The organism is Micromonospora sp. NPDC049559 (assembly GCF_040676675.1).
Classification (GTDB): Bacteria; Actinomycetota; Actinomycetes; order Mycobacteriales; family Micromonosporaceae; genus JBFAPK01.
This window is the reverse complement of record NZ_JBFAPK010000032.1, coordinates 42,251-65,398: the sequence shown is the minus strand read 5'-3', so window position 1 is coordinate 65,398 and position 23,148 is coordinate 42,251. Positions and strand designations below refer to the sequence as shown.

25 protein-coding genes and 1 pseudogene are annotated in these 23,148 nt (G+C 73.5%); 9 read left to right on the top strand and 17 right to left on the bottom strand.

Going from position 1 to position 23,148, the window contains the following annotated elements:
* The first annotated feature begins 149 nt into the window (after window positions 1-149).
* Together AB0J86_RS28530 and AB0J86_RS28525 are read left to right on the top strand one after the other, a co-directional pair.
* On the top strand, window positions 150-575 hold the full coding sequence (locus tag AB0J86_RS28530; protein WP_363860710.1) for a Fur family transcriptional regulator: 426 nt from the start codon (window positions 150-152) through the stop codon (window positions 573-575).
* Window positions 576-724: 149 nt separating this feature from the next.
* Window positions 725-1,585: an oxygenase MpaB family protein gene (locus tag AB0J86_RS28525; protein WP_363860709.1), complete on the top strand. Its 861-nt coding sequence runs from the start codon at window positions 725-727 to the stop codon at window positions 1,583-1,585.
* A gap of 38 nt (window positions 1,586-1,623) precedes the next feature.
* On the opposite strand, the gene AB0J86_RS28520 is transcribed toward AB0J86_RS28525, so the two are convergent.
* The 11 genes from AB0J86_RS28520 to AB0J86_RS28470 all read right to left on the bottom strand — a co-directional run bounded on the left by AB0J86_RS28520 (window position 1,624) and on the right by AB0J86_RS28470 (window position 10,453).
* Complete coding sequence (locus tag AB0J86_RS28520; RefSeq protein WP_363860754.1) at window positions 1,624-2,484, bottom strand: PD-(D/E)XK nuclease family protein; 861 nt, start codon at window positions 2,482-2,484, stop codon at window positions 1,624-1,626.
* A 154-nt stretch (window positions 2,485-2,638) separates the two neighbouring features.
* Window positions 2,639-3,253 (bottom strand): MarC family protein, encoded by a 615-nt coding sequence (locus tag AB0J86_RS28515; protein WP_363860708.1) that lies wholly within the window; start codon window positions 3,251-3,253, stop codon window positions 2,639-2,641.
* A gap of 40 nt (window positions 3,254-3,293) precedes the next feature.
* On the bottom strand, window positions 3,294-4,175 hold the full coding sequence (locus AB0J86_RS28510) for a PHP domain-containing protein (RefSeq protein ID WP_363860707.1): 882 nt from the start codon (window positions 4,173-4,175) through the stop codon (window positions 3,294-3,296).
* A 170-nt stretch (window positions 4,176-4,345) separates the two neighbouring features.
* On the bottom strand, window positions 4,346-5,611 hold the full coding sequence (locus AB0J86_RS28505; protein ID WP_363860706.1) for a hypothetical protein: 1,266 nt from the start codon (window positions 5,609-5,611) through the stop codon (window positions 4,346-4,348).
* A gap of 122 nt (window positions 5,612-5,733) precedes the next feature.
* Window positions 5,734-6,420 (bottom strand): SigE family RNA polymerase sigma factor, encoded by a 687-nt coding sequence (locus tag AB0J86_RS28500; protein ID WP_363860705.1) that lies wholly within the window; start codon window positions 6,418-6,420, stop codon window positions 5,734-5,736.
* Window positions 6,421-6,525: 105 nt separating this feature from the next.
* Window positions 6,526-7,380 carry a PH domain-containing protein gene (locus AB0J86_RS28495; RefSeq protein ID WP_363860704.1) on the bottom strand — a complete coding sequence of 285 codons (855 nt, stop codon included), beginning with the start codon at window positions 7,378-7,380 and terminating at the stop codon, window positions 6,526-6,528.
* A 6-nt stretch (window positions 7,381-7,386) separates the two neighbouring features.
* Complete coding sequence (locus AB0J86_RS28490) at window positions 7,387-7,545, bottom strand: hypothetical protein (RefSeq protein ID WP_363860703.1); 159 nt, start codon at window positions 7,543-7,545, stop codon at window positions 7,387-7,389.
* A gap of 118 nt (window positions 7,546-7,663) precedes the next feature.
* Window positions 7,664-8,350 (bottom strand): DUF6758 family protein, encoded by a 687-nt coding sequence (locus AB0J86_RS28485; RefSeq protein WP_363860702.1) that lies wholly within the window; start codon window positions 8,348-8,350, stop codon window positions 7,664-7,666.
* Between the two features lie 145 nt (window positions 8,351-8,495).
* The gene (locus AB0J86_RS28480; protein ID WP_363860700.1) at window positions 8,496-9,113 is read right to left on the bottom strand and encodes an RNA methyltransferase; all 618 of its coding nucleotides are present in this window, start codon (window positions 9,111-9,113) and stop codon (window positions 8,496-8,498) included.
* A 34-nt stretch (window positions 9,114-9,147) separates the two neighbouring features.
* Window positions 9,148-9,678: a hypothetical protein gene (locus AB0J86_RS28475; protein WP_363860699.1), complete on the bottom strand. Its 531-nt coding sequence runs from the start codon at window positions 9,676-9,678 to the stop codon at window positions 9,148-9,150.
* Window positions 9,679-9,877: 199 nt separating this feature from the next.
* The gene (locus AB0J86_RS28470; RefSeq protein ID WP_363860753.1) at window positions 9,878-10,453 is read right to left on the bottom strand and encodes a MaoC family dehydratase; all 576 of its coding nucleotides are present in this window, start codon (window positions 10,451-10,453) and stop codon (window positions 9,878-9,880) included.
* Window positions 10,454-11,036: 583 nt separating this feature from the next.
* Here AB0J86_RS28470 and trxA point away from each other — a divergent pair.
* From trxA to AB0J86_RS28455, 3 genes are all read left to right on the top strand, one after another.
* Entirely contained in the window at window positions 11,037-11,399 is a 363-nt protein-coding gene (gene trxA, locus AB0J86_RS28465) for a thioredoxin (RefSeq protein ID WP_363860698.1), read from the top strand.
* 210 nt (window positions 11,400-11,609) lie between these two features.
* Window positions 11,610-12,047: a hypothetical protein gene (locus AB0J86_RS28460; RefSeq protein WP_363860697.1), complete on the top strand. Its 438-nt coding sequence runs from the start codon at window positions 11,610-11,612 to the stop codon at window positions 12,045-12,047.
* Window positions 12,044-13,066, top strand: a complete 1,023-nt coding sequence (locus tag AB0J86_RS28455; RefSeq protein WP_363860752.1) for an MFS transporter permease — start codon at window positions 12,044-12,046, stop codon at window positions 13,064-13,066. The genes AB0J86_RS28460 and AB0J86_RS28455 overlap by 4 nt, the downstream gene beginning before the upstream one ends.
* A 56-nt stretch (window positions 13,067-13,122) precedes the next feature.
* On the opposite strand, the pseudogene AB0J86_RS28450 reads toward AB0J86_RS28455, so the two are convergent.
* The 3 genes and pseudogenes from AB0J86_RS28450 to AB0J86_RS28440 all read right to left on the bottom strand — a co-directional run.
* Window positions 13,123-13,449, bottom strand: a pseudogene (locus AB0J86_RS28450) (DCC1-like thiol-disulfide oxidoreductase family protein); the annotation flags it as partial.
* 33 nt (window positions 13,450-13,482) lie between these two features.
* Window positions 13,483-14,241 carry a sugar phosphate isomerase/epimerase family protein gene (locus AB0J86_RS28445; RefSeq protein WP_363860751.1) on the bottom strand — a complete coding sequence of 253 codons (759 nt, stop codon included), beginning with the start codon at window positions 14,239-14,241 and terminating at the stop codon, window positions 13,483-13,485.
* 77 nt (window positions 14,242-14,318) lie between these two features.
* Window positions 14,319-15,491: a Gfo/Idh/MocA family oxidoreductase gene (locus AB0J86_RS28440; protein ID WP_363860696.1), complete on the bottom strand. Its 1,173-nt coding sequence runs from the start codon at window positions 15,489-15,491 to the stop codon at window positions 14,319-14,321.
* Window positions 15,492-15,702: 211 nt separating this feature from the next.
* Between AB0J86_RS28440 and AB0J86_RS28435 the strand changes: the two genes are divergently transcribed.
* The gene (locus AB0J86_RS28435; protein ID WP_363860695.1) at window positions 15,703-16,719 is read left to right on the top strand and encodes a LacI family DNA-binding transcriptional regulator; all 1,017 of its coding nucleotides are present in this window, start codon (window positions 15,703-15,705) and stop codon (window positions 16,717-16,719) included.
* 111 nt (window positions 16,720-16,830) lie between these two features.
* Here AB0J86_RS28435 and AB0J86_RS28430 read toward each other — a convergent pair whose 3' ends face one another.
* Both AB0J86_RS28430 and AB0J86_RS28425 read right to left on the bottom strand, forming a co-directional pair.
* Window positions 16,831-17,388, bottom strand: coding sequence for a dihydrofolate reductase family protein (locus AB0J86_RS28430; protein ID WP_363860694.1), 558 nt, complete (start codon window positions 17,386-17,388; stop codon window positions 16,831-16,833).
* A 56-nt stretch (window positions 17,389-17,444) separates the two neighbouring features.
* Entirely contained in the window at window positions 17,445-18,395 is a 951-nt protein-coding gene (locus AB0J86_RS28425; protein WP_363860693.1) for a sigma-70 family RNA polymerase sigma factor, read from the bottom strand.
* A gap of 40 nt (window positions 18,396-18,435) precedes the next feature.
* Here AB0J86_RS28425 and AB0J86_RS28420 point away from each other — a divergent pair, with 40 nt between their 5' ends.
* Window positions 18,436-20,616, top strand: coding sequence for an intein-containing Rv2578c family radical SAM protein (locus AB0J86_RS28420; RefSeq protein ID WP_363860692.1), 2,181 nt, complete (start codon window positions 18,436-18,438; stop codon window positions 20,614-20,616).
* A 69-nt stretch (window positions 20,617-20,685) separates the two neighbouring features.
* Window positions 20,686-21,090: a CoA-binding protein gene (locus AB0J86_RS28415; protein ID WP_363860691.1), complete on the top strand. Its 405-nt coding sequence runs from the start codon at window positions 20,686-20,688 to the stop codon at window positions 21,088-21,090.
* Window positions 21,091-21,108: 18 nt separating this feature from the next.
* On the opposite strand, the gene AB0J86_RS28410 is transcribed toward AB0J86_RS28415, so the two are convergent.
* The gene (locus tag AB0J86_RS28410) at window positions 21,109-22,311 is read right to left on the bottom strand and encodes an acyl-CoA dehydrogenase family protein (protein WP_363860690.1); all 1,203 of its coding nucleotides are present in this window, start codon (window positions 22,309-22,311) and stop codon (window positions 21,109-21,111) included.
* A gap of 157 nt (window positions 22,312-22,468) precedes the next feature.
* On the opposite strand from AB0J86_RS28410, the gene AB0J86_RS28405 reads away from it, so the two are divergent.
* Entirely contained in the window at window positions 22,469-22,987 is a 519-nt protein-coding gene (locus AB0J86_RS28405) for a DUF4190 domain-containing protein (protein WP_363860689.1), read from the top strand.
* The last annotated feature ends 161 nt before the right edge of the window (window positions 22,988-23,148 follow it).

Here is a 23,148-nt window from a genome sequence, read left to right as displayed (position 1 = left end):
ACGAGGCGGGACGGTTCACCCCGGTTCCGCGGTTTCCCGCTGCCAGTCTCCGGACCGCCGGTCGCGGCGTGGGCCCGGGTGTGTCCAGCATTACAGCGTCGCCGGGCCACTGCCTTGCTGGCGCCTGGTCGCCGTGCTGTCATTGGTGGATGCCCGACGGTGAGGAACTGCTCCGGTCGCGTGGCCTACGGGTCACCCGGCCGCGCCTCGCCGTGCTGGAGGTGCTCGCCGGCGGCGGCCATCTCGACGTCGACGAGATCGTCCGCCGGGTGCGCGGGCGGATCGACTCGGTCTCCACCCAGGCCGTCTACGACGTGCTCGGCGCGCTGTCCCGGGCCGGCCTCTCCCGGCGGATCGAGCCCGCCGGCGGACCCGCCCGCTACGAGGCCCGGGCGGGCGACAACCACCACCACGTCGTCTGCCGCGGCTGCGGCGAGATCGCCGACATCGACTGCACGGTCGGTGGCGCGCCCTGCCTCGACCCGGGCAGCGGCCACGGCTTCGACATCGACGAGGCGGAGGTCACCTTCTGGGGGCTCTGCCCGGCCTGCCAGGCCCGCCGCGCCACCGACTGACCGATCATCGCCGGGGCCGACTGACCCGGGGCCGGTACGGCGCCGCCGCCGGCCGACCGACCGGGGCCGAACCTGGCGGCCCCGCCGCCGGCGGCCGCGCCCGCCAGAATCCGCGGCGTACCGGCCCCTCGCCGTGGCACCGTTGGGCAATGCACTCCGACGAAGAGGATCTCGGACTGTTCGGGCCGGGATCGGTCACCTGGCGGGTCCACGCGGAACCGATCCTGCTCGTGGCCGGACTCCGGTCGCTCTACCTGCAGGCGCTGCACCCGCGGGCGATGGCCGGCGTGGCGCAGAACAGCAGCTACCAGACCGACCCCTGGGGGCGGCTGGTCCGTACGTCGAAGTACGTGGCCACGACCATCTTCGGTACCACTGCCGAGGCCCGGGCGGCGGGCCGCCGGCTGGTCGCTCTGCACGCCCGGATGCGGGCGCGCGACCCGTTCACCGGCGAGGAGTTCCGCGTCGACGAGCCGGAGCTGCTGCGCTGGGTGCACGTCGCCGAGGTCGAGTCCTTCGTCAGCACCGCCCGCCGCGCCGGCGTCGCGTTGACGCCGGCGGACGTCGACGACTACTACTCGGAGCAGCGACGCAGCGCCGCCCTGGTCGGCCTCGACCCGGCCAGCGTCCCCGGCACGGCGGCCGAGGTGGCCGACTACTACCGCCGGATCCAGCCCGAGCTGCGGTTGACCCGGGACGCCGCCGAGACCGCCCTCTTCCTCACCACCCCGCCGGTGCCCTGGAACCTGAGCCGCCCGGTGCGCTGGACCCTGCATCTCGGGCCGCCCCGGCTGGCCTACTTCGGCGTCGCGGCGACCGCGTTCGGTCTGCTGCCCGCGTGGGCGCGGCGCCGGTACGGGATGCCCGGCCTGCCCACCACGGCACTCCCCGCCGAGCTGAGCGTACGGACCCTGCGGCTGGCCCTGAACGCGGTGCCGCGACGCTTCCTCGAAGGCCCCATCTACCGGGCCGCCATGGAGCGTGCCGCCCGGCTCGGCGCCCCCGCCTGACCCGCCCGGATCAGACCGCCCCCACCCGACCGACCGGCTCAGACCGTCTCGGCCGGGTCGGCGGCGGTGGGCGGCGCGAGCAGGGTCCGCTCCACCGCCGCCCACGGCTCCTTCTCGGGCGCCTGCGACCCGGCCGGGCAGGTACGCCGGTAGTCGCACCAGGCGCAGCGCGGGCCGGGGGTCACCGGGAACGCCTCGTCCGGGTCGGCGCCGTCGGCCACCGCGCGTTCGGCGGCCATGATGTCGCGGGCGGTCTCCTCGGCCCGCTGCACCTGACGCTGGAGGGACTCCGGCGTGTGGTCGTGGGCGGCGACGGTGGCGGTCGGCAGGTGGTGCAGCTCGACCCGGCGGCACGGGCGGCGGAAGACCCGCTCGGCCGCGTACGCGTAGAGGGCGAGCGCCTGGGAGCCGCGGGCGTCATCGGCGTCGAGCCCGGTGCGCCCCGTCTTGTAGTCGACGATGACCAGCTCCGGCCCGTCCTCCCCGGGCCGGGAGTCGATCCGGTCGGCGCGGCCGTTGAAGGCGAGCACGGACGTCTTGACGGCGACCACCCGCTCGACCCCCAACGGCTCCAGCTCCGGCTCCAACCCGTCCACATAGGACTCCAGCCAGTCGAGCGCGCGCCGGTACGCCTCCCGTTCCTGCTCCTCGTCGCGGTAGCCCTCGCGAACCCAGACGCCCCTGAGCAGCCCCGCGAGCGCCTCGGGGCGGCGCCGGTCGGGCGGCAGCGCGAACCAGTTGCGCAACGCCGTGTGCACACTCGCGCCGAGTGAGTTGTGCGCCCAGGGCGGCCCCTTGGGCGGCGCCGGGCGGTCGACGTACGAGTAGCGGTAGCGGCGCGGGCAGTCGGCGTACGAGCCCAGCTTGCTCGGGGTACAGACGAACAACCGCTCCGGCATGCCGTCGAAACCGAGCTGTTCGGGTTCGCCCCGGCGAGGTCGCGGGGTCCGGTCACCGGAGGACGAGGCTCTGCGCACGATCCCGATCCTGCCATCGACGTCCGACACGGACACCGGCCGACACCCGGCTCCCGCCGGAAAGGCGTGGCGGGGTTCAGACCCGGTGCAGGTGCGCGTCGACGAACGCGACCACGGCGTCCGCGATGAGCTGTACCGCGATCGCGGCCAGCAGCAGGCCGGCGATGCGGGTCAGCACCTCGATCCCACCGGGCCGCAGCACCCGGACGATGATCCCGGAGAAGCGCAGCGTGGTCCAGACCGCCGCCATCACGGCGACGATGGCCACCGCGATCGCGAGGTAGTCGCCCGCCCCGCCGGCCTGCTGGACGAAGAGCATGGTCGCCACGATCGCGCCCGGGCCGGCGAGCAGCGGCGTGCCGAGCGGCACGAGCGCCACGTTGGAGGTGGACTGCTGGTCCGGACCGTCGGACTTGCCGGTCAGCAGCTCCAGCGCCACCAGGATCAGCAGGAGTCCCCCGGCCGCCTGCAACGCCGGCAGGGAGACGTGCAGGTACGCCAGCAGCGTCTGCCCGGCGACGGCGAAGACCACGATGACGCCGAGCGCGAGCGCCACCGCCTGCCACGCGACCCGGTGCCGCTCCCGGGGCTGCATCGCCCCGGTCAGCGCGACGAAGATCGGCACCATGCCCGGCGGGTCGGTGATGACCAGCAGGGTCACGAACGCCCCGCCGAACAGTTGCAGATTCATTTGATCACGGTAGCCCGGCCGGCGGCGTGACCTGCGAGGATCACCCGTACGCGACCGGCGTCGCCCCGCTCGCCGCCGCCACGATCCGCTCGTACGCCTCCGGCGCCGTGGTGAAGGCGCCCAGCCGGACCGTCTTGTGGGTGCCGTGGAAGTCCGACGAGCCGGTCACCACCAGCCCCAGTTCCCCGGCGAGGGCCCGTACGTGTGCCCGCTCGGCCGGCGAGTGGTCCTCGTGGTCCGCCTCCAGGCCGACCAGCCCGGCCGCCGCGAGCTCGGCGATCAGCTCGTCCGGTACGACCAGCCCCCGCCGGGTGGCCCGGGGATGGGCGAAGACGGGCACCCCGCCCGCCTGGCGGACCAGCCGTACCGCCCGGAAGACGTCCATGTCCTCCTTGGGGAGCCGGTACCGCTCGCCCAGCCAGCGGGGCTCGAAGGCCTCGGCGGTGGTGCGGACGAGCCCGGCCCGGATCAGCGCCTGCGCGATGTGCGGCCGGCCCACGGAGCCACCGGCGGCCGCCGCGTGGATCTCCGCCCAGTCGACGTCGATCCCGTCGGCGCGCAGCAGGTCCACGATGCGTTCGCCGCGCCGCTCCCGGTCGGCCCGCAGCCGGGTCAGCTCGGCCACCAACTCCGGCGCGTCCGGGTCGAAGAGGTACGCGAGCAGGTGCAGCGGGATCGACCGCTGACCGCCGTACCAGCGGCAGGAGAGCTCGGCGCCGCGGACCAGGGCCAGGCCCCGCGGCAACGCGTCGACGGCGGGGGCCCAACCGGCGGTGGTGTCGTGGTCCGTGATGGCCAGTACGTCGAGCCCGGCCTCCGCCGCGGCCCGGACCAGCTCGGCCGGGGCGAGCGTGCCGTCGCTGGCGGTGGAGTGCGCGTGCAGGTCGATGCGGTGGACGGGGGCGGCAGGCGGCTGGCTCACCGGCCCGAGGCTACCGGCCCGGCCGGTCCACCGGTCCCGCCGGCCAGCCCCACCAGCCCACGGCCCGCCCAGCCCGGCCAGCCCACGGCCCGCCCAGCCCTGCCAGCCCCACGGCCCGGCCGGGCCCGGCGGTCGGCGCTACCGCACCGGCCGACCACCTGCCCGGCGGCTCACGAAGCCGCGCCGGTCACCACCATCACCCGCTCCCCCGGGACGGCACCGGGGGCGGGAAAGCTCTCGACCTCGGCCGGCGCGGCGTCCTTGCCGGTGTCCGGGGCCTGGTCCGCCATCACGCGAACCAGCTCACCCCGCTCGTCCGCGTGCACGAGGGTGTCGGTGTCGGTCCAGACCGTGCCGCCGACGAGCCGGGGACCGGCCGGTTTCGCCGCCGCCCGGTCGAAGACCGTCCGCAGGTCCACCACGAGCGCCTGCTCCCCCGCGGCACTGGCGGTGGCCCGGTCGGCCCTTCCGCCGGGGCGGCCGTTCGCGACCAGCCACCGGCCGTCGGGCGAGACCGCACCGGGCCCGCCCGAGCTGAGCCCCAGCGTGCACTCGGTCCGGATCGGGGCGAGTCGCCGGCTGGCGTCGAGCAGCGCCAGGCACGGCCGCGCGGACGGGCCGGCCGCGATCTGGCCGACCACGGTCTGACCGTCCGGCAGCGTGCCGTAGACGCCGACCGGCTCGGCGGTCCAGTCCTCCCGGTACGGCTCCCGGTTGGGCCACCACAGGTCGTACGCGTCCAGCCCGGTCGGTTTCTGGTTGAGTCGCAGCAACACCGCGACGCCGACGAAACCGACCGGTACGCCCCGGGCGGGTGCCCCGGTCTCGACGCGCGGTCCCAGCGCGCCGTCCCGGATCGCGGCCGCGAAGAGCCGCGCGCCGGCCCGCCAGGCCACCCGCTGGCCGTCCGGGCCGAGGGCGAGCGCGTCGACACCGGGCAGCAGTTCGCGCGGCGGCTGCCCGACGGCGACGAACCAGAGGTCCGACCCGCCCCGGGAGCTCTCGCCGACCACCAGCCAGCCGCCGGTCGAGCGCTGCACCGCGGCGACCGTACCGATCCCGGAGAGGTCGATCGACTCCCCGTCGGCGACGTTCAGGTTCTCGGCCACGACCAGGTCGAGCTGGGGTGGACCGTCGGACGAATCGGCGACCGGGGTGTTGCTCACGGTGTGGGCGAGCCCCGGGCCGGGCGGGTCGCCGATCACCACCACGGTCGGTCCCGGCTGGTGCGAGGCACCGCCGAGTTGGGCCACCCCGGCGCTGATCCCGACGATGGCCAGCGCCACGACGGCGGCGCCCATGACGGTACGGCGGCGGTGGATCCGCCTCGCCCGCCGCAGCGCCGTACCGGCGGGGTCGGCGACGGCCGGGCGCGGCGCGCCGGCCTGGCGGGCCAGGCTTTCCCGTAGCGCGCGTTCCAGCTCATCGGGTGTCACGACGAGAGGACGCCCGGGGCCGAGCCGAAGGTTGTCCGCGCGGCGCATGGCGCTCACCATCGGGTCGGAGTCACCGCCGCGGGAGGCCGCGCGCTCGCCGCCGAGCGGACCGGGGTCGGGCTTCACCGCCCCTCCTGACGGCCGACGGGCAGCGCCACGGCGGGCATCGCCGGCGCGGCGGGGCGGGGCGCCACCGGGCGGGCCCGCGCCGGGGTGGGCGGTGACGGCAGCGCCGCCGGCCGGGGCACCGGTGCCCGGCTCGACGCCGGTCCGCCGGGTGCGGCGGGTGCGGCCGGGTTGGTCGGCTCGGCGCCGGCCTCCGCCTCCAGCCGCCGACGCAGCGTACCGAGCGCCCGGGAGGTCTGGCTCTTGACCGTGCCCGGGGAGATGCCGAGCAGCTCCGCGGTCTGCGCCTCGGAGAGGTCCTCGTAGAAGCGGAGCACGAGCACGGCGCGCTGGCGGGCGGGGAGTTCCCGTACGTGCCGCCAGAGGGCGTCCCGGTCGAGCTGCTCCTCGATCTGGTCGGGCGCGGCCCGCTCGGGCAGCACCTCGGTCGGGCGCTCGCCGTGCCAGCGGCGCCGCCACCAGCTGGTGGCCGTGTTCACCAGCACCCGTCGGGCGTACGGCTCCACCGCCTCGATCTCACCGAGCCGCTTCCAGGCCAGGTACGTCTTGGTCAGCGCGGTCTGGAGCAGGTCCTCGGCGGTGGCCCAGTCCCCGGCGAGCAGGTACGCGGTGCGGAGCAGGGCGGCGGAGCGGGCCGCGACGAACTCGCGGAACTCCTCTTCCATCCCGCGCTTGTCCGCCACCCGTCGCCTCCCCTGGCCCCCCGACTATCCGGCAAGGCTGTCACAGCGTGTCGGCCGGGAACAGGGCGGAAGGTGCACGGGCCATCCGATGTTCGGATAAAAACCTCAGGCCCCGTCTTCCGCCTTCTCGTCCGCCTCCTTGCCCAGCCGCGCCTCGACCGCCTGCGGCTCGTACATCTCTTCGACGACGCGCAGGTAGAGCTCGTTGGGGTTGGGCAGATGCTTGATCTCCCGGAGCGCCTGCTCCTGACCGGCCGACTCGAGCACGAACGTGCCGTAGTTCAGGGTCCGGCCCAGCGGGGACTGCTCGTACTTCATGTCGGTGACCCGGGCCAGCGGCATCATCGCCACCTGCCGGGTGATGATCCCGTTCACCACCATGACCCGCTTGTTGGTCAGGATGAACCGGTCGTAGAACCAGTCGGCGACCCGCCAGGCGACCCAGCCCATCACGGCGAACCAGAGGATCACCGCCACGGTGGTCAGCGCCCCGACGTCCTGCCCGGCCAGGAACCCGGAGAGGTAACCGAGGACGAAGGTGGCGGCGATGCCGACCAGCAGCGGGGTGGCGAGGTGGATCCAGTGCCGCTTCCACTCGCCCCGGTACCGCTCGGTCGGGAAGAGGTAGCGGGCCACGAGCGCGGTCGGCTCGTCCTCCAGCGGCAGTACCCGGCGGGGGCCGAGCGGCATGCCCGAGGCATCCACCCGCAGGCCGGCCAGCTCGTCCTCGGTGATCTCCGGACGACGGTCCTCCTCGTCGGGGTCCCGGACCCAGGTCCGGCCCCGAGGGTCGTCGTCGAACGCGCTGTCGGTGTAGGGCGGCTGGTCCGAATAGGAGGGAGCGTCGGGGTAGGGCGAGGCGTCGTCCGGCCGGATGCGGGGAATCGGTTCGGTGTCCCGCTCCCGGCGCTGCCGCTCGGAATCCTCGGGCTCGGGGGGCTCGCCGGACGGTGTACCCATCGGCGGTTAGGCTACGAGGCTGGTGAAGAAGTCGCCGAAGCCCTGTGCGATGTCGACGATGCCGCCACCCAACGACTTGAAGACGTCAGCGGCGGAGTTCGGCCGGAACGCAATGAAGAAGATCAGGAAGGCGATTCCGCCCCAGGTGAGGACCTTCTTGACCATTATGGGCCATCCCCTCCGCGCGGCGCCGGGTTCCGTACCGCAGCAGTACCCAGAGTATCAGTCGTACGTCTTACCGTGAATCAACTGGATGCGTTTCCCGCCTACGCCGATCGGCTGATCAGGCCTGCCCGCGTAGGTACGGAGAGGGTGCACCGTAGACGAGCTCGGGCGGCAACCACTCGGTCAAGTCGTGCAGGACGACGTCTTCCGCGAGGAGGTAGCCCGCGCTCGATGGCCAGGTTATCGCATAGAGCCACATTCCCCGAGCCTCGCCGGCGTACGCGCTCCGGTCTGTCGGAGATTTTACCGACCACAGTGGAGTCGGGCGACCTCCGACGCGGATCTTCGCGTGCGCCGGCTGCTCGCCCCGGCCCGGCGCCGGCTCGGCCAGCAGGTGCGTGAGCAGCGGACCCGGATCCGGTCCGGGGATGCCGGCGAAGCGGGTACCGAGCCCCACGCCGGGCTCCTCGGCGACCAGTACCAGGTCGGCCGGGCCGCCGCTGAGCGGGGCGGGCCCGCTGCAGGCCACGGCGGTCGCGCGCGTCCCCGTGCGGTCGTCACCGGCCCAGGCCACACCGGTCATCGTCCAGCCCGGGGGCAACGGCCAGAGGCACCAGAGCGGTACCGACGGGCGGCCCGCGCCCTCGCACCCCTCGGTGACCCGTTCCGCCGCGCTGGCGACGATCTCGGGACCGACGTGCTCGGCCACGTGCAGCGGCGGCACCGGCCCGCAGTCCGCGCAGCGCCACTCGGTGTGCATCAGGTCCGGCGCCCGTACCCGGCCGCCGCATCGGGGACAACTCACCGCAACACCCACGCACCAACGGTCCCCGGGTCCCATCCGGCAGTCAAGCGAACCGGCCTTTTCGGTCATCTGCCGCAGCCCGGCGCCGATCGGCAGGGGCGGTGCGGGGCCGGCTCCGCGAGGCCCGGGATCACCCGGTCGGGGGTCAGTCCGGGGGCGGACCGGCGTGGGCCCGGATCCAGGCGTGCATGGCGATCCCGCTCGCGACGCCCGCGTTGATCGAGCGGGTCGAGCCGTACTGTGCGATCGAGAAGATCTCGGCACAGGCCGCGCGGGCCGGCGCGGAGAGCCCCGGCCCCTCCTGCCCGAAGAGCAGTACGCACCGGCGGGGCAGCACCACCGACTCCATCGGTCGCGACCCGGGCAGGTTGTCGATGCCGACGATCGGCAGGTCATCCCCGCGCGACCAGGCCAGGAACTCCTCGATCGTCTCGTGGTGCCGCACGTGCTGGTACCGGTCGGTCACCATCGCCCCGCGCCGGTTCCACCGCCGGCGGCCGACGATGTGCACCTCGGCGGCGAGGAAGGCGTTGGCGTTGCGGACGACCGTCCCGATGTTGAAGTCGTGCTGCCAGTTCTCGATCGCGACGTGGAAGTCGTGCCGGCGCCGGTCGAGGTCGGCGACGACCGCCTCGCGCCGCCAGTACCGGTAGCGGTCCACCACGTTGCGCCGGTCGCCGTCGCGAAGCAGCTCCGGGTCGTACCGCGGGTCGGTCGGTGGCTCGCCCGGCCACGGCCCGACGCCGACCTGCTCAACCTCCACGGTCTAGAGAGGGTACGGGCAGCGTACGGCCGGGTCAGCGCAGCCCCAGCGCCTCGCCGAGCAGCTCCAGGAAGCGCCGCCGCGCCGCGGTGTCGACGGGCGGACCGGCGGCGGCCGGGGGCTCGGTCCGGCCGGCCCGGCAGACCCGCGCGGCGACCGACTGGAGCCACTGCCGGTAGGCGGCCGAGTCGGCCGGATCGGCGCGGTCGGCGAGCAGCCGCGCGGCGTCCCGGCACGAGGTGAGCAGCCCCATCAGCCCGTGCACCCGGTCCAGCGCCGGTACGCCGTCCGGCCGGCCGTCGTCCGGCTGCGCGTAGATCGCGGCGACCACCGCCCGGACCAGGTCGCTGTCGTGCCCCCGGCCGGCGGCCACGCCCGCGAGCCCGGCGAGCCCCTCCCCCACGCCGCGTGAGGGGCGGCCCGGCTCCGCACGGGTGGCCGCGACGATGACCCGGGCGGGCAGGCGGATGAGCAGCTCCCACTCCGACGCCGAGTACCCGTCGAGGGGCACCGGCGCGACGCGCCGGGCGGCGGTGGGCGGTTCTCCGGCGGCGGAGTGGCTCATCGAGACCTCCCGCGGCCAGCATAAGGTCCGGACCTCGGCGATCAGGCCGAGTCGCGCCGAGCCCGGACCGGCCATCCCGCCGCGAGCGCCGGAAGGACCGGGAGGGCCGGAAGCCCAGGCGCGCCCCGGAGCCGGGAGGCGCGCTCGCCGGGGCCCCGGATCGGTGGCCGGGCGGCGGTGCCGCGGGTGTCGGCTGCCGCTACCCGGGCTGGGTCGTGCCCCGCTGCTCGGGCAGGCCCGGCTCGGGGAAGCTCGGCCGTTCGGGGTCGACGCCGGCCGGGGCCGCCGCGGCCGCGTACTCCCGCTTCGGCACCATCACCCGGCGGCGGAAGACGCAGACCAGGGTGGCGTCCTGCTTGTAGCCCCGGGTCTCGACCGTGACGACCCCCCGGTCGGGCTTCGAGCCCGACTCCCGCTTGTCGAGGACGGTCGTCTCGCCGTAGATCGTGTCGCCGTGGAAGGTGGGCGCCACGTGCCGCAGCGACTCGACCTCCAGGTTGGCGATGGCCTTTCCGCTGACGTCCGGTACCGACATGCCGAGCAGCAGCGAGTAGATGTAGTTGCCGACCACCACGTTGCGCCCGAACTGGCTGTTCGTCTCCGCGTAGTGCGCGTCCAGGTGCAGCGGATGGTGGTTCATGGTGAGCAGGCAGAAGAGGTGGTCGTCGTACTCCGTGACGGTCTTGCCCGGCCAGTGCCGGTAGACGGCACCGACCTCGAACTCCTCGTAGTAGCGCCCGAACTGCATCGTCGTGCCCCTTCGACAAGCGGCAATGGAGTACGGGCCAGCATGCCGTATGACGGATCGCCGCTGGTACGGGGGCGGAACCGGGCCGAACCCGGTCACCCGCGCGGGGAATCGCGAGGGGCGGTCGCCAGGTGGGCTCACCGGCGCGGGCGGGCCGCGAAACGTGGCCGGACGCAATGAGCGGCGGGGCCCTCCCCGGCACCCGCCGCCCACGCTCTGATGGGGAAGATTCTGCCCGACGATCATCGTTCACAGAAGAGTCTGACCAGAGACAGCGGTCACAGTTATTTTTTTGTGACACTACTTAACGTGAGAGTCGACCGGCTCGTAACCGTTCGTTACGCCGCTCCTCCCGCGCCGTCAACCTGCGAATTACCCGGGAGTAGCAGGTCAGGGCGGGAAATCGCCTGGAAACGCTCCCATCACGAAGGGTGATCAGTTAAGAACCTGTACTTTTGACCGATAAGGATCAGCGCAAGGATTGACGTCGATTACCCGCGAGCGGGTGACGCGGGCCACCGTGGGCGTTTCGCCGGTAGCCACCCGGGAATTCCCGATGGGGTGAGACGGTTCTTGCAAGCGTAGGCAATCCCGGTGATCGGAGAGATCAATGGCGACCGTTGAGCTGACCACGGCCAACTTCGACGAGGTGACCGCCCAGGACGGCATCGTCCTGGTCGACTTCTGGGCAAGCTGGTGCGGCCCGTGTCTGCGGTTCGCCCCGGTTTACGAGCGTTCCTCCCAGAAGCACGAGAACATCGTCTTCGGCAAGGTCGACACCGAGGCCCAGCAGGAGCTCGCCGCCAAGTTCGACATCCGGTCGATCCCCACGATCATGGCGATCCGGGACGGAGTGATCGTCTTCGCGCAGCCGGGCGCGCTGCCGGAGTCGGCCCTCGAGTCGCTGATCGAGCAGGTCGAGGCGCTCGACATGGAAGACGTACGCAAGCAGCTGGCCAGCCACAACCACTGACCACGGCCAGCCGCCCCACTTCGGGGCGAAAGACACGGCGAGGGGCCGGACCCGACGGGGTCCGGCCCCTCGCCGTACCGGCCGAAGTCCGCCGCGCCGCCCCTCCCCCGCTCCGGTCACCAGAGCCCGGACGGGACGGGGCCTGGCAGAGATCCCAGACGGGACCGATCGGGGAACCGCGGGCGTTGGATACCCAGTATGGTCCACCCGATGGATACCTTGACACGCCGCGGCCGGGCAGTCCGGGTACTCGGCACGGTGCTCGCCGCGGCGCTGCTGCTCGCGGGCACGCTGTGGGGGCAGGACGACGACTTTCCGTTCGGCCCGTTCCGCATGTACGCCGGCTCCAACCCGCCCAACGACCCCGCACCGGACACCCGGGTGGAGGGCGTCGACACGACCGGCGCCATGGTCCCGCTCGACGAGGCGAGCACCGGCATCCGCCGGGCCGAGATCGAGGGGCAGCAGGGCCGGTACGCCGCCGATCCCGCGCTGCTGCGCGAGGTCGCCGACGCCTACGCCCAGCGCCACCCCGCCGCGCCCGCGCTCGTCGAGGTCCGCATCGTGATCCGCTGGTACGACATCCAGGGTGGCCGGCCCACCGGCCGCAGCTCGGACGAGACGGTGGTGTCGTGGCGGGCATCCTGAGCGGGGCGAGCCGCTGGCTGACCGAGCCGGTACCGCGTGGCCGGGTCGCCGCCTTCCGCACGCTGGTCTACCTCTTCGTCGCCGCCGACCTGGTGGTCTTCACGCCCTGGGTGCGGACCCACGGCAGCGTTCCCGGCGAGCTGTACCAGCCGCTGCTGATCGGCCGGCTGCTCCCGCTGCCCACCCCGACCCCGCTGCTGGTGAACGGCATCTTCTGGGCGCTGCTGGTGCTCAGCCTGGCGGCCGTGACCGGTCGCGCGCCCCGGGCGCTGGGCTGGGCCGTCTTCCTGCTCTACTTCGAGTGGATGATCATCGCGATGAGCTACGGAAAGGTCGACCACGACCGGTTCGGCTTCCTCGTCGCCCTGGCGGTACTGCCCACGGCGGGGCGCGCCCGGCACGGCGACCGTACGCTCACGGAGGCCGGCGGCTGGGCGCTGCGGGTCACCCAGATCGCCGTGGTCTGCACGTACTTCCTCGCCGCCTGGGCCAAGCTGCGCTTCGGTGGTCCGGGCTGGATGGTCGGCTCGGTCCTCGCCCGCGCCATCATCCGCCGGGGCACCGAACTCGCCGACCTGATCGCCCAGGTGCCGCACCTGCTGATCGCCGCGCAGTTCGGCATTATCGCGTTCGAGCTGTTGAGCCCCCTGGTCTTCGTCGTGCCGGCGCGCTGGCGCCTGGCCGTGGTCGGCTTCTTCTACTCGTTCCACGTGGTCACGATCGCGACCATCACGATCTCGTTCGCCCCGCACCTGGTGGCGATGACGAGCTTCCTGCCCCTGGAGCGGGTCCGCCCGGTCGAATGGTGCCGCCGGCCGCTCCGCCAGCACGCCACCCCGGCCGTCGACGGGGAGCCGGTGGCCGGGCGGGAGCCGGCGGTCCCTCAGGCTCCGGCGGCCGGCGCGGGACCCGTCGCGGCACCGCCGGCCGCCGATTCCGCCGCGACACCAGCCGTCGAGGCCGCCCCGGCGCCGGTGGTCGGGGACGTGCCGCCGGCCGGGGCGGCGGCCGTACCGTAGAGCCGCTCGCGGGTGGCCTGCGGCAGGGCGCAGGCGGCCGTACCGCCGGGCATCCGGTGCCGGTTGCGGGCCACCCAGCGGTAGAGCGGCCAGGCCAGCGCCCGTACGGGCGGCAGCCGCAGCAGCCCGCCGGCCGCCCGCCAGACCGGCCGGCTGGACGCGAGCAGGTACGCGATCGCGTCCGGCCCGGCGGCCCGACTGCCGTCCGTACCCACCCACTGCACGGCCGCCTCGCACTCCTCGACCGTCAGGCCGAGCGCGTCCAGGTCGCTGAACTGCCACGGCACCACCCGCGCCCCGGTGGGGATGCGGCGGTTGACGAACTCGGCGCACGAGGTGCAGAACGCGCAGTCGCCGTCGTAGACGAATGTGGACGTCTCCATGCCCCCATCCTGCCCCGGCCGGCCGGTCGGCGCTCAGGCGACGTGGTCCAGGTAACCGGCGAGCGACTCGTCGAGCACCGACCGGCCCGGCCGGGCCCAGACGTCCGCGTGGAAGACCTCCACCTCGACGGGGCCCCGGTAACCGGCCGCGTCGACCGCCTCCCGGAAGCGGCGCAGCTCGACGCAGCCCGTGCCGGGCAGCCCCCGGCCGAGCAGGACTCCCTCGGGCAGCGGCGTGATCCAGTCCGCGACCTGGAAGCAGGCGATCCGCCCCGCCCGGCCGGCCCGGTCGATCTGCGTCCAGACCTGGTCGTCCCACCAGACGTGGTACGTGTCGACCACCACGCCGACCGCCTCGGCCGGGTACGGCTCGGCCAGGTCCAGCGCCTGCCCGAGGCTGGAGACGACGCACCGGTCGGAGCAGAACATCGGGTGCAGCGGCTCGATGGCCAGCCGTACCCCGGCCGCGAGCGCGTGCGGTACCAGCTCGCCGACGGCCTCGCCGACGTGGGCGCGCGCGGCGTCCACGTCCCGACTGCCCGGCGGGAGCCCGCCGGAGACGAGCACCAGTACCGGGGCGCCGAGCGTGGCCGCCTCGTCGATGGCGCGGCGGTTCTCGTCGTACCAGTCGGGGCTGTTGAAGAAACCACCCCGGCAGAGCGAGGTCACCGCGAGCCCGGCGTCCCGGACGAGCGCCGCGGTCTTCTCCACCCCGTACGCGGCGGTCTCCTCCCGCCACAGGCCCACCCCGCCGACGCCGGCGTCCACGCAGCCGGCGACCAGCTCCTCCATCGGCCAGTACTTCGCGGTCGCCTGGTTGAAGGCGAACCGGGCCGCCGGGCCGCCCCCGAACCGGGCCGCCGGGCCGCTCACCGGGCGTCCTTGCCGGTCAGCTCCGGTACCTCGATCCGGCGCCCCTCGCGCGCCGACCGGAGGCCCAGCTCGGCGAGCTGTACGCCCCGGGCGCCGGCCCAGAGGTCCCAGCTGTACGGCGTCTCCTCGACCACGTGCCGCAGGAACAGCTCCCACTGGGCCTTGAAGCCGTTGTCGAACTCCTCGTTGTCCGGGACCGCCTGCCACTGCGAGCGGAAGTCCTCGGTCGCGGGCAGGTCCGGATTCCACACCGGCTTCGGGGTGGCGGCCCGGTGCTGGACGCGGCAGTTGCGCAGCCCGGCCACGGCGCTGCCCTCGACGCCGTCGACCTGGAACTCGACCAGTTCGTCCCGGTAGACCCGGACCGCCCAGGACGAGTTGATCTGCGCGACCATCGGGCCCGTCGGGGCGTCGATCTCGAAGATGCCGTACGCGGCGTCGTCGGCCGTGGCGTCGTACGGCTCGCCCTGCTCGTCCCAGCGCCGCGGAATGTGCGTGGTCACGTGCGCGGTGACCGCGGTGACCCGGCCGAAGATCTGCTCCAGCACGTAGTGCCAGTGCGGGAACATGTCGACCACGATGCCTCCGCCGTCGGCGGCGCGGTAGTTCCACGAGGGACGCTGGGCGGCCTGCCAGTCGCCCTCGAAGACCCAGTACCCGAACTCCCCGCGTACGGAGAGAATGCGGCCGAAGAAGCCGCCCTTCACCAGCCGGTCCAGCTTGCGCAGGCCGGGCAGGAAGAGCTTGTCCTGCACGACGCCGTGCTTGACGCCGGCGGCGTCGGCGAGCCGGGCCAGTTCGACCGCGCCGGCCAGGTCCTCGGCGGTCGGCTTCTCGGTGTAGATGTGCTTGCCGGCCTCGATCGCGAGCTTCAGCGCCTTCTCCCGCTGCGCGGTCACCTGCGCGTCGAAGTAGATCCGCACGTCGGGCCGGGCCAGCGTCGCGGGCAGGTCGGTGCTCCACTCGGTCAGCCCGTGCCGCTCGGCGATGTCGCGCAGCTTGGCCTCGCTGCGCCCGACCAGGATCGGCTCCGGCCACAGCCGGCTGCCGTCGGCGAGCGGGAGGCCACCCTGCTCGCGGATGGCCAGCAGGGAACGGACCAGGTGCTGCCGGTACCCCATCCGGCCGGTCACGCCGTTGAGCACGATCCCGATCGTGGTACGGGCCATGCCGTCGCCTCCTCAGGCTGATCGACTACCGCTCGTCGACTACCGCCCCGGGCGGCAGGTAAGCGCTTTCCCGCGCACACTACTAAGACGCCGCCGGCTTGAGCAAGGGTGCTCGGCCCCGCGCGCTATCCTCACCAACATCCGACTGCCGGCACCATGCCGTGTTTTCCAAGGCTCGCGCGGAGCGGGCCCGGCGGGAAGGGCTGGATCGATGGCCACCTTGGCGGATGTCGCCCGTCGCGCGGGAGTCTCGCCCGCCACCGCGTCCAGGATCATCAACGGCAGCCCCAAGCCGGTGACCGAGGCGCTGCGCGAGCGGGTGCTCGCCGCCGTCGAGGAGCTTCAGTACGTCCCGAACGCGCACGCCCAGTCCCTCGCCCGCTCCCACCGCAGCGCCGTCGGCGTGATCGTGCACGACGTCTCCGACCCGTACTTCGCCGAGATCACCCGCGGCCTGCAACGCGTCGCCACCCAGCACGGCCGGCTCGTGATCATCTGCAACACGTACCGCGACCCGGACAAGGAGCTGGAGTACGTCGAGCTGCTCCGGGCGCACCAGGTCGCGGCGATCATCCTCACCGGCTCCGGGTACCACGACGAGGAGTTCACCCGCACGCTCGACGCGAAGCTGCGGGTGTACCAGGCCACGGGCGGGCACGTCGCGGTGATCGGCCGGCACGACCACACCGGCCACGCGGTCATCCCGGCCAACGAGACCGGCGGCTACCTCATGGGCGGCGAGCTGCTCTCCCTCGGCCACCGGAACCTCGGCGTGATCGCCGGACCGGAGCACCTCACCACCACCACCGACCGGCTGGCCGGGCTGCGCCGCGCCGCCGCCGAGCACGGCGTCGAGCTGCCGGCGAGCCGGATCGTCTACGCGGGCTTCGACCGGGCCGGCGGTACCGCCGCCACGGCGGCCCTGCTCGACGCGGCGCCGGAGATCACCGCCATCGCCGCGCTCAACGACTCGATGGCGGTCGGCGCGCTCGCCCTGCTGCGCGAGCGGGGCATCGGCGTGCCGGGCCGGATCAGCGTGATCGGCTTCGACGACATGCCGATCGCCCGCGACGTCACCCCGGCGCTCACCACCGTGCGCCTGCCCCTGGCGGACATGGGCGCCCGCGCCATGAGCCTCGCGCTGGAGCCCTCCGGGGACGCCCCGGACGTCGAGCACGTCGACGCCGAGCTGGTCCGCCGCGAGAGCAGCGGACCGCCGGCGAGCTGACCCGCCCCGACCCGCGGGACCGGCCCCCGGGCGGGCGTCGGTACCGAAGGTCGAGGCGCGCGGCTCATCGAGGACCTGGATGCGGTCGTCGGCGGTCCTACCAGGCGACCGTCAGCGCGCCGCCCGGCCGTAGCGGGCGAGGACGGCGGCACCCACCCGCTCGGCCGACCGGCACTCCAGGTACGTGGGCCCGCCGCCGGGGGAGAACAACCGCTCGCCGGTGCCGAGGACCGTGGGGAAGGTCAGCAGCCGGTACTCGTCGACCAGGTCCTCGGCCATGAGCGTCCGCACCACCCCGAGGCTGCCCGTGACGATCACGTCGCGCCGCTCGCGCCTGACGGCGTCCACGAGATCGCCGTCGACGATCCGCGAGTTCGCCCACGCCGACGTGCCGGTCAGCGTACGGGTGGCGACCAGCTTCGGCACGGCGTTCATCCGTACCGAGAACGGGTCCTCGCGCGCGGGCCAGAGCCGCGAGAACAGCTGCCAGGTCCTCCGCCCCAGCAGCAGGACCCCGTCGTCCAGGATGCTGCCGAGCCGGAACTTGTCGCCGGCTACCGTCTCGGGGCCGTGGCGGAACGCCCAGCCGCCGGTCGGTGTGCCTCCGCGGCCGTCCGGGTCGGAGACGATCCCGTCCAGGGTGACGAACTCGATGACGATGACGCTCACGATGGTTCTCCTGTCGCTCGATGCTCGCCGGTACGTACCGGCGGCACCGGCCGGACTCATCGCTGCCGGGAAAAATCGTCGACGGGGATCCGTTCGGGCAGGTCGAACGCCTGGAACACGCGGGGATCGGCGAACACCACGTTGCGCGCGACCCGCCCGCCGACCACCGTGAGGACCTGGAGCGTGTGCAGCCGGCGGTGGCCGCCACCGGGCTCCGGCGCGTACGCGGCGAACGCGGGCTGCCCGTTGGCGGTCAGCCGGCGCACCCCCCAGTCCGTCCCGCGCGTCTCGAACACGCGGCTCATGAACAGGCCGTAGTCGCGGCGGCCTCGGTACCAGAGCGGCACCGGCGGCATCTCCAGCACGGCGTCGTCGGTGAGCAGTCGCACGAGCGCGGTGACGTCGGCCGCCTGGAACGCCCGCAGGTACCGTTCGACGGCCCCGCGCACCTCGGGATCGTCCGGCTCGGTGACCTCGCCCACGTCCCCCGCGGTCCGCAGGGCGGCGCGGGCCCGCTGGAGGGCGCTGTTGACGGCCGGCACCGTGGTCCCCAGCTGGTCGGCGACCTCGGCGGCGGTGAACTCCAGCACCTCGCGGAGCACGAGCACGGCCCGCTGCCGTGGCGGCAGGACCTGCATCGCCACGACCAGCGCCAGCCGCATGTCGGCCCGCGCCTCCGCGTCCAACCGCGGATCGGGAAACGGCTGGAGCCAGGGGATGTCGAACGCCGGCGTGAGCGCCGCCCGGGGATCCTCGCTGGGCGCGCCCAGCCCGGACGGCAACGGCCGCCGGGGCCGTCCCTCCAGCGCGGTCAGGCAGGCGTTGGTCGCGATCCGGTACAGCCAGGTCCGTACGGAGGCGCGCGCGGGGTCGTAGCGGTCCCGGGCCCGCCAGGCGCGCAGCATCGTCTCCTGCACCAGGTCCTCGGCCTCGTGGAACGAGCCGAGCATCCGGTAGCAGTACGCCACCAGCTCGCCCCGGTGCGGCTCGAGGTCCGTCACGTCCACCGGGCAATGATGCCGCGCCCCGGCCCGGGGCTGCCCCGACGTGTCCCGGCGCACGTCACGGCCCCGAGATGTCGCGGCGCACGTCACGGGTGTCGGCCGGGGTGCCGTCCGGCCGCGACCGCCGCGCCGGCTTGCCATTTTCTCGTACGCGTGTTCGAATCGTGCCGTGCGATGGGACAACCTGTCGGCTCCCCCCGACCAGGGAGTCTCCGTGGCGGCGCCGGCGGCAGCGCCATCCCTGCCGCTGGCGCTGCCCGACGCCGTGGTCAGGACGTTCGACACGCCCGACTTCGCCGGGATGACCTTCTACGAGGTACGCGCCAAGTCGATCATCAACCGGGTGCCCGGCGCCTCCCGCGTGCCGTTCGACTGGACGGTCAACCCGTACCGTGGCTGCACCCACGCGTGCAGTTACTGCCTCTCCGGCGACACGCCCATCCTCATGGCCGACGGCCGGACGAAGCCGCTCGCCGACCTCCGGGTCGGCGACCGGATCTACGGGACCGCCGGGTCGGGCGCCCACCGCCGCTACGTGCCGACCGAGGTGCTGGCGCACTGGTCGACGGTGAAACCGGCATACCGGATCACCCTCGCCGACGGCACCAGCCTGGTGGCGAGCGGGGACCACCGGTTTCTCACCCCCGGCGGCTGGAAGCACGTGACGGACCACCCCGACGGCACGCGGCGACCGCACCTGACCAGGGGGCAGCGGCTCATGGGCGTGGGCGGGCTCGCCGCACCGCCCAAGGAGAGCGCGGAGTACCAGCGCGGCTACCTCGCCGGCACGATCCGGGGCGAGGGGATCCTCGCCTCGTACGCCTACAGCTACGGCAGGGTCCACCGGTTCCGCCTGGCGCTGGCCGACCGCGAGGTGGTCGACCGGGTCCGGCGGTACCTCGGCAACGTGGGCGTCCAGGTGGCGTCCGCCCGGCCCGGCCCGGCGGGCGCCGCCCGTCGGGAGCGCCACGCGATCCGGACCTCGAAGGTGGCGGACGTGGTGAGGATCCGGGAGCTCGTCGCCCGGCCGGAGGAGCCGTCCGAGGGGTGGCGGCTGGGCTTCCTCGCCGGGATCTTCGACGTCAGGGGCGGCGCCGACGGGACCGTACGCGTCGCCGCCGGCGACGACCTGCTCCTCGAAGAGACGACGGCGGCGCTGCACGCCGCCGGCTTCGAGGCGGCGCTGGAGGACGAGCGCTCGCCGGACGGGGCGCGGGTGGTGCGGCTGAGCGGCGGGCTGCGGGAACGCCTCCGCTTCGTCCACCGGACCGACCCCGCGACGGGCCGGAGGCTCCGGATCGACGGCGCGGCGATCGGGAGCGACGGCGACCTGCGGGTGTCGTCGATCGAACCACTGGGCCTGGACCTGCCGCTCTACGACATCACCACCGGGACCGGCGACTTCGTCGCCAACGGCGTGGTCAGCCACAACTGCTTCGCCCGCAACACCCACACCTACCTCGACCTGGACGCCGGGCGGGACTTCGACACCAAGGTGGTCGTCAAGGTCAACGCGGGCGAGCTGGTACGGCGGGAGCTGGGCGCCCGCAAGTGGCGGGGCGAACACATCGCGATGGGTACCAACGTCGACTGCTACCAGCGCGCCGAGGGGCGCTACCGGCTCATGCCGCCGATCCTGACCGCGCTGCGCGACTTCGCCAACCCGTTCTCGATCCTCACCAAGGGCACCCTGATCCTGCGTGACCTGCCGCTGCTGCGGCAGGCCGCCGAGGTGACCCGGGTGAGCCTCTCGTTCTCCGTCGGCTTCGTCGACGAGCGGCTGTGGCGCTCGGTCGAGTCCGGTACGCCCAGCCCGCGGCGGCGGCTGGACGCCGTACGCCGGTTCACCGACGCCGGTTTCCGGGTCGGCGTGCTGATGGCGCCGATCCTGCCCGGGCTCACCGACACCGACGACTCCATCGAGGAGACCGTCGCGGCCATCGCGGCCTCCGGGGCGGTCAGCGTCACGCCCCTCCCGCTGCACCTGCGTCCCGGCGCGCGGGAGTGGTACGCGGGCTGGCTGGGTCGGGAGTTCCCTCGGCTCGTACCCCGTTACCGCGAACTCTTCGGCACCGGCTCGTACCAACCGCAGAGCCACCAGCGCGAGGTGGTGGCCCGGGTGCGGATGGCGGCCCGGCGCTACGGGCTGAACCGGGCGGAGCCCGGGACCGCTCGCGACGTACCGGAGCCCACGCCCGGGCCCGAGCAGCTCACCCTGCTCTGACCGGACCGGCCTCCGGCCCGCACGATCGCGGCCCGGCCGCCCGTCGAGCCGCGGAGCTACAGTCGGCGGGTGCGGACACCTCAGCAGATCCTGGCCGGCGCCGCGACGATCGCGGTGGTCGGCGCCTCGCGCGACCCGCGCAAGGCCGCGCATTCGGTCCCGGCCCAGATGCAGCGGTACGGCTGGCGGATCACCCCGGTCAACCCGTACGCCGACGAGCTCTTCGGCGAGCGGGTCTACCGTTCGCTCGCGGACATCCCGCACCCGGTCGACCTCGTCAACGTGTTCCGTCCCGCCGAGGAGGCGGTGGAGGTCGTCCGGGAGGCGGTGGCGATCGGCGCGCCGGCCGTGTGGTTGCAGCTCGACATCGTCTCGCCGCAGGCGCGCCGGATCGCCGAGGAGGCCGGCGTCGAGTACGTCGAGGACCGGTGCCTGGCGGTCGAGCGGGCCGTCGGGAGCCTCTCCCGCAGTTGACCGGTCGTCCCCCGGCGCCTACGGCAGGCGGTACTCCTTGAGCAGGCCCCGGGAGATGATGGTCTTCTGGATCTCCGAGGTTCCCTCGCCGATCAACAGGAACGGCGCCTCCCGCATCAGCCGCTCGATCTCGTACTCCTTCGAGTAGCCGTACCCACCGTGGATGCGGAATGCCTCCTGCACCACCTCGGCGCAGTACTCGGAGGCGAGCAGCTTGGCCATGCCGGCCTCGACGTCGTTGCGCGCCCCGGCGTCCTTCAGCCGGGCGGCGTTGACCATCAGCGCGTGCGCGGCCTCGATCTTCGTACCCATCTCGGCGAGCTTGAAGGCGATCGCCTGGTGCCCGGCGAGCGGCTTGCCGAAGGTCTGGCGCTGCTGCGCGTAGCCGACGGCGAGCTCGAACGCCCGCAGCGAGATCCCGCAGGCGCGGGCGGCGACGTTGACCCGCCCCACCTCGATGCCGTCCATCATCTGGTAGAAGCCGCGGCCGAGGCCCGCCGGCACGCCCCCGAGCACGGCCGTGGCGGGCACGACGACGCCGTCGAGGATCATCTCCGTGGTCTCGACGCCCTTGTAGCCCATCTTCTCGATCCGGCCCGGGATGGTGAGTCCGGGGCGGGTCTCGCCGAAGCCCGGCTCCTTCTCGACCAGGAAGGTGGTCATGTTGCCGTAGACCGAGTCGGCGCCCGTGTCGGTGCGGACCAGGGTGGCGACGACCGAGGAGTACGCGCCGTTGGTGAGCCACATCTTCTGGCCGTCGAGTACGAAGTTCTCGCCGTCGCGTACGGCCCGGGAACGGATCGCCGCGACGTCGGAGCCGCAGCCCGGCTCGGACATGGAGAAGGCGCCGCGCATCTCGCCGGTCGCCATCCGGGGCAGCAGCCGTTCCCGCTGTTCCGCCGAGCCGTGCTGGGAGACCAGGTACGCGACGATGAAGTGCGTGTTGACGATGCCGGAGATCGACATCCAGCCCCGGGAGAGCTCCTCGACGACCAGGGCGTAGGTGAGCAGCGACTCGCCGAGCCCGCCGTACTCCTCGTCGATGGTGAGGCCGAAGAGGCCCATCTCCCGCATCCCGTCGACGATGTCGGCCGGGTACTCGTCGGCGCGCTCCAGCCGCTGCGCGTGCGGGATGATCTCCTTGTCGGTGAACTCCCGCACGGTCTCCAGGATCGATCGCTGCACATCGGTCAGGCCGGGCGTCTGGGCGAGTCTGGCCATGGCGACCTCCCTGGGTCCGTACCGCCTACTGACGGGTAACCAAACGTTGGGTCAGTATCGGCCCCAGCTTCCGGCGCCGCCAAGGTGACCAGTCCATACATCTGCTGTGAAAAGCTTCACCGCGCCCGGTACCGTCCCGGCAAGGAGGACAAATGCGATGAGCTACCCAGAGCCGGGCGAACCTCAGAACCCGCAGGGTCCACAGCGGGGTGAACACCCGTACGGCCCCGACCCGGGCACGCCCCCGCAGCCGCCCGGCGAGCAGTCGCAGCCCGGTTACGGCCCGCCCGGCCAGTACGGTCAGCCGGGCCAGTACGGCGGTCAACCCGGCCAGTACGGACAGCCCGGCCAGTACGGCGGCCAGCCCGGCCAGTGGGGTGGCCAGCCCAGCCACCCCGGGCAGTACGGCCAGTACGGCTACGGCGGACCGCCCCGCGGCACCAACATCATGGCGATCCTGTCGCTGGTCTTCGCGTTCGTCTTCGCGCCGGTCGGCATCGTGCTCGGGCACCTCGCCCGGCGGCAGATCCGGCAGACCGGCGAGCAGGGCGGCCAACTGGCGCTCTGGGGGCTGGTGCTGGGCTACGTCTTCACCGGCCTCTACCTCGCCGCCTGCTGCGCCTGGATCGCGGTACTGATCTGGGCCGGTTCGGACGGCGGCGCCGGCACGTACTGAGCGGACAGGCGGCCGGGGCCGTGCCGGCCGCCCCGGCATGGGCCGCGTGAGAGCCGGAGACGGACGGGCCGCCCCCGGTACGGGCCGCGCGGGCGACGGGGTGGAGGACGCGCCGGAGCTCGCGCGCCCTCCACGTCGACCGTCGCGGGTGGCCGGCGATG

Excerpts from the sequence above, each read along its gene's own strand:
- AB0J86_RS28530 (WP_363860710.1), top strand. The coding sequence starts at position 150 with ATGCCCGACGGTGAGGAACTGCTCCGGTCGCGTGGCCTACGGGTCACC.
- AB0J86_RS28525 (WP_363860709.1), top strand. The coding sequence starts at position 725 with ATGCACTCCGACGAAGAGGATCTCGGACTGTTCGGGCCGGGATCGGTC.
- AB0J86_RS28520 (WP_363860754.1), bottom strand. The coding sequence starts at position 2,484 with ATGCCGGAGCGGTTGTTCGTCTGTACCCCGAGCAAGCTGGGCTCGTAC.
- AB0J86_RS28515 (WP_363860708.1), bottom strand. The coding sequence starts at position 3,253 with ATGAATCTGCAACTGTTCGGCGGGGCGTTCGTGACCCTGCTGGTCATC.
- AB0J86_RS28495 (WP_363860704.1), bottom strand. The coding sequence starts at position 7,380 with ATGGGTACACCGTCCGGCGAGCCCCCCGAGCCCGAGGATTCCGAGCGG.
- AB0J86_RS28490 (WP_363860703.1), bottom strand. The coding sequence starts at position 7,545 with ATGGTCAAGAAGGTCCTCACCTGGGGCGGAATCGCCTTCCTGATCTTC.
- AB0J86_RS28475 (WP_363860699.1), bottom strand. The coding sequence starts at position 9,678 with ATGAGCCACTCCGCCGCCGGAGAACCGCCCACCGCCGCCCGGCGCGTC.
- trxA (WP_363860698.1), top strand. The coding sequence starts at position 11,037 with ATGGCGACCGTTGAGCTGACCACGGCCAACTTCGACGAGGTGACCGCC.
- AB0J86_RS28460 (WP_363860697.1), top strand. The coding sequence starts at position 11,610 with ATGGATACCTTGACACGCCGCGGCCGGGCAGTCCGGGTACTCGGCACG.
- AB0J86_RS28445 (WP_363860751.1), bottom strand. The coding sequence starts at position 14,241 with ATGGAGGAGCTGGTCGCCGGCTGCGTGGACGCCGGCGTCGGCGGGGTG.
- AB0J86_RS28440 (WP_363860696.1), bottom strand. The coding sequence starts at position 15,491 with ATGGCCCGTACCACGATCGGGATCGTGCTCAACGGCGTGACCGGCCGG.
- AB0J86_RS28435 (WP_363860695.1), top strand. The coding sequence starts at position 15,703 with ATGGCCACCTTGGCGGATGTCGCCCGTCGCGCGGGAGTCTCGCCCGCC.
- AB0J86_RS28410 (WP_363860690.1), bottom strand. The coding sequence starts at position 22,311 with ATGGCCAGACTCGCCCAGACGCCCGGCCTGACCGATGTGCAGCGATCG.
- AB0J86_RS28405 (WP_363860689.1), top strand. The coding sequence starts at position 22,469 with ATGAGCTACCCAGAGCCGGGCGAACCTCAGAACCCGCAGGGTCCACAG.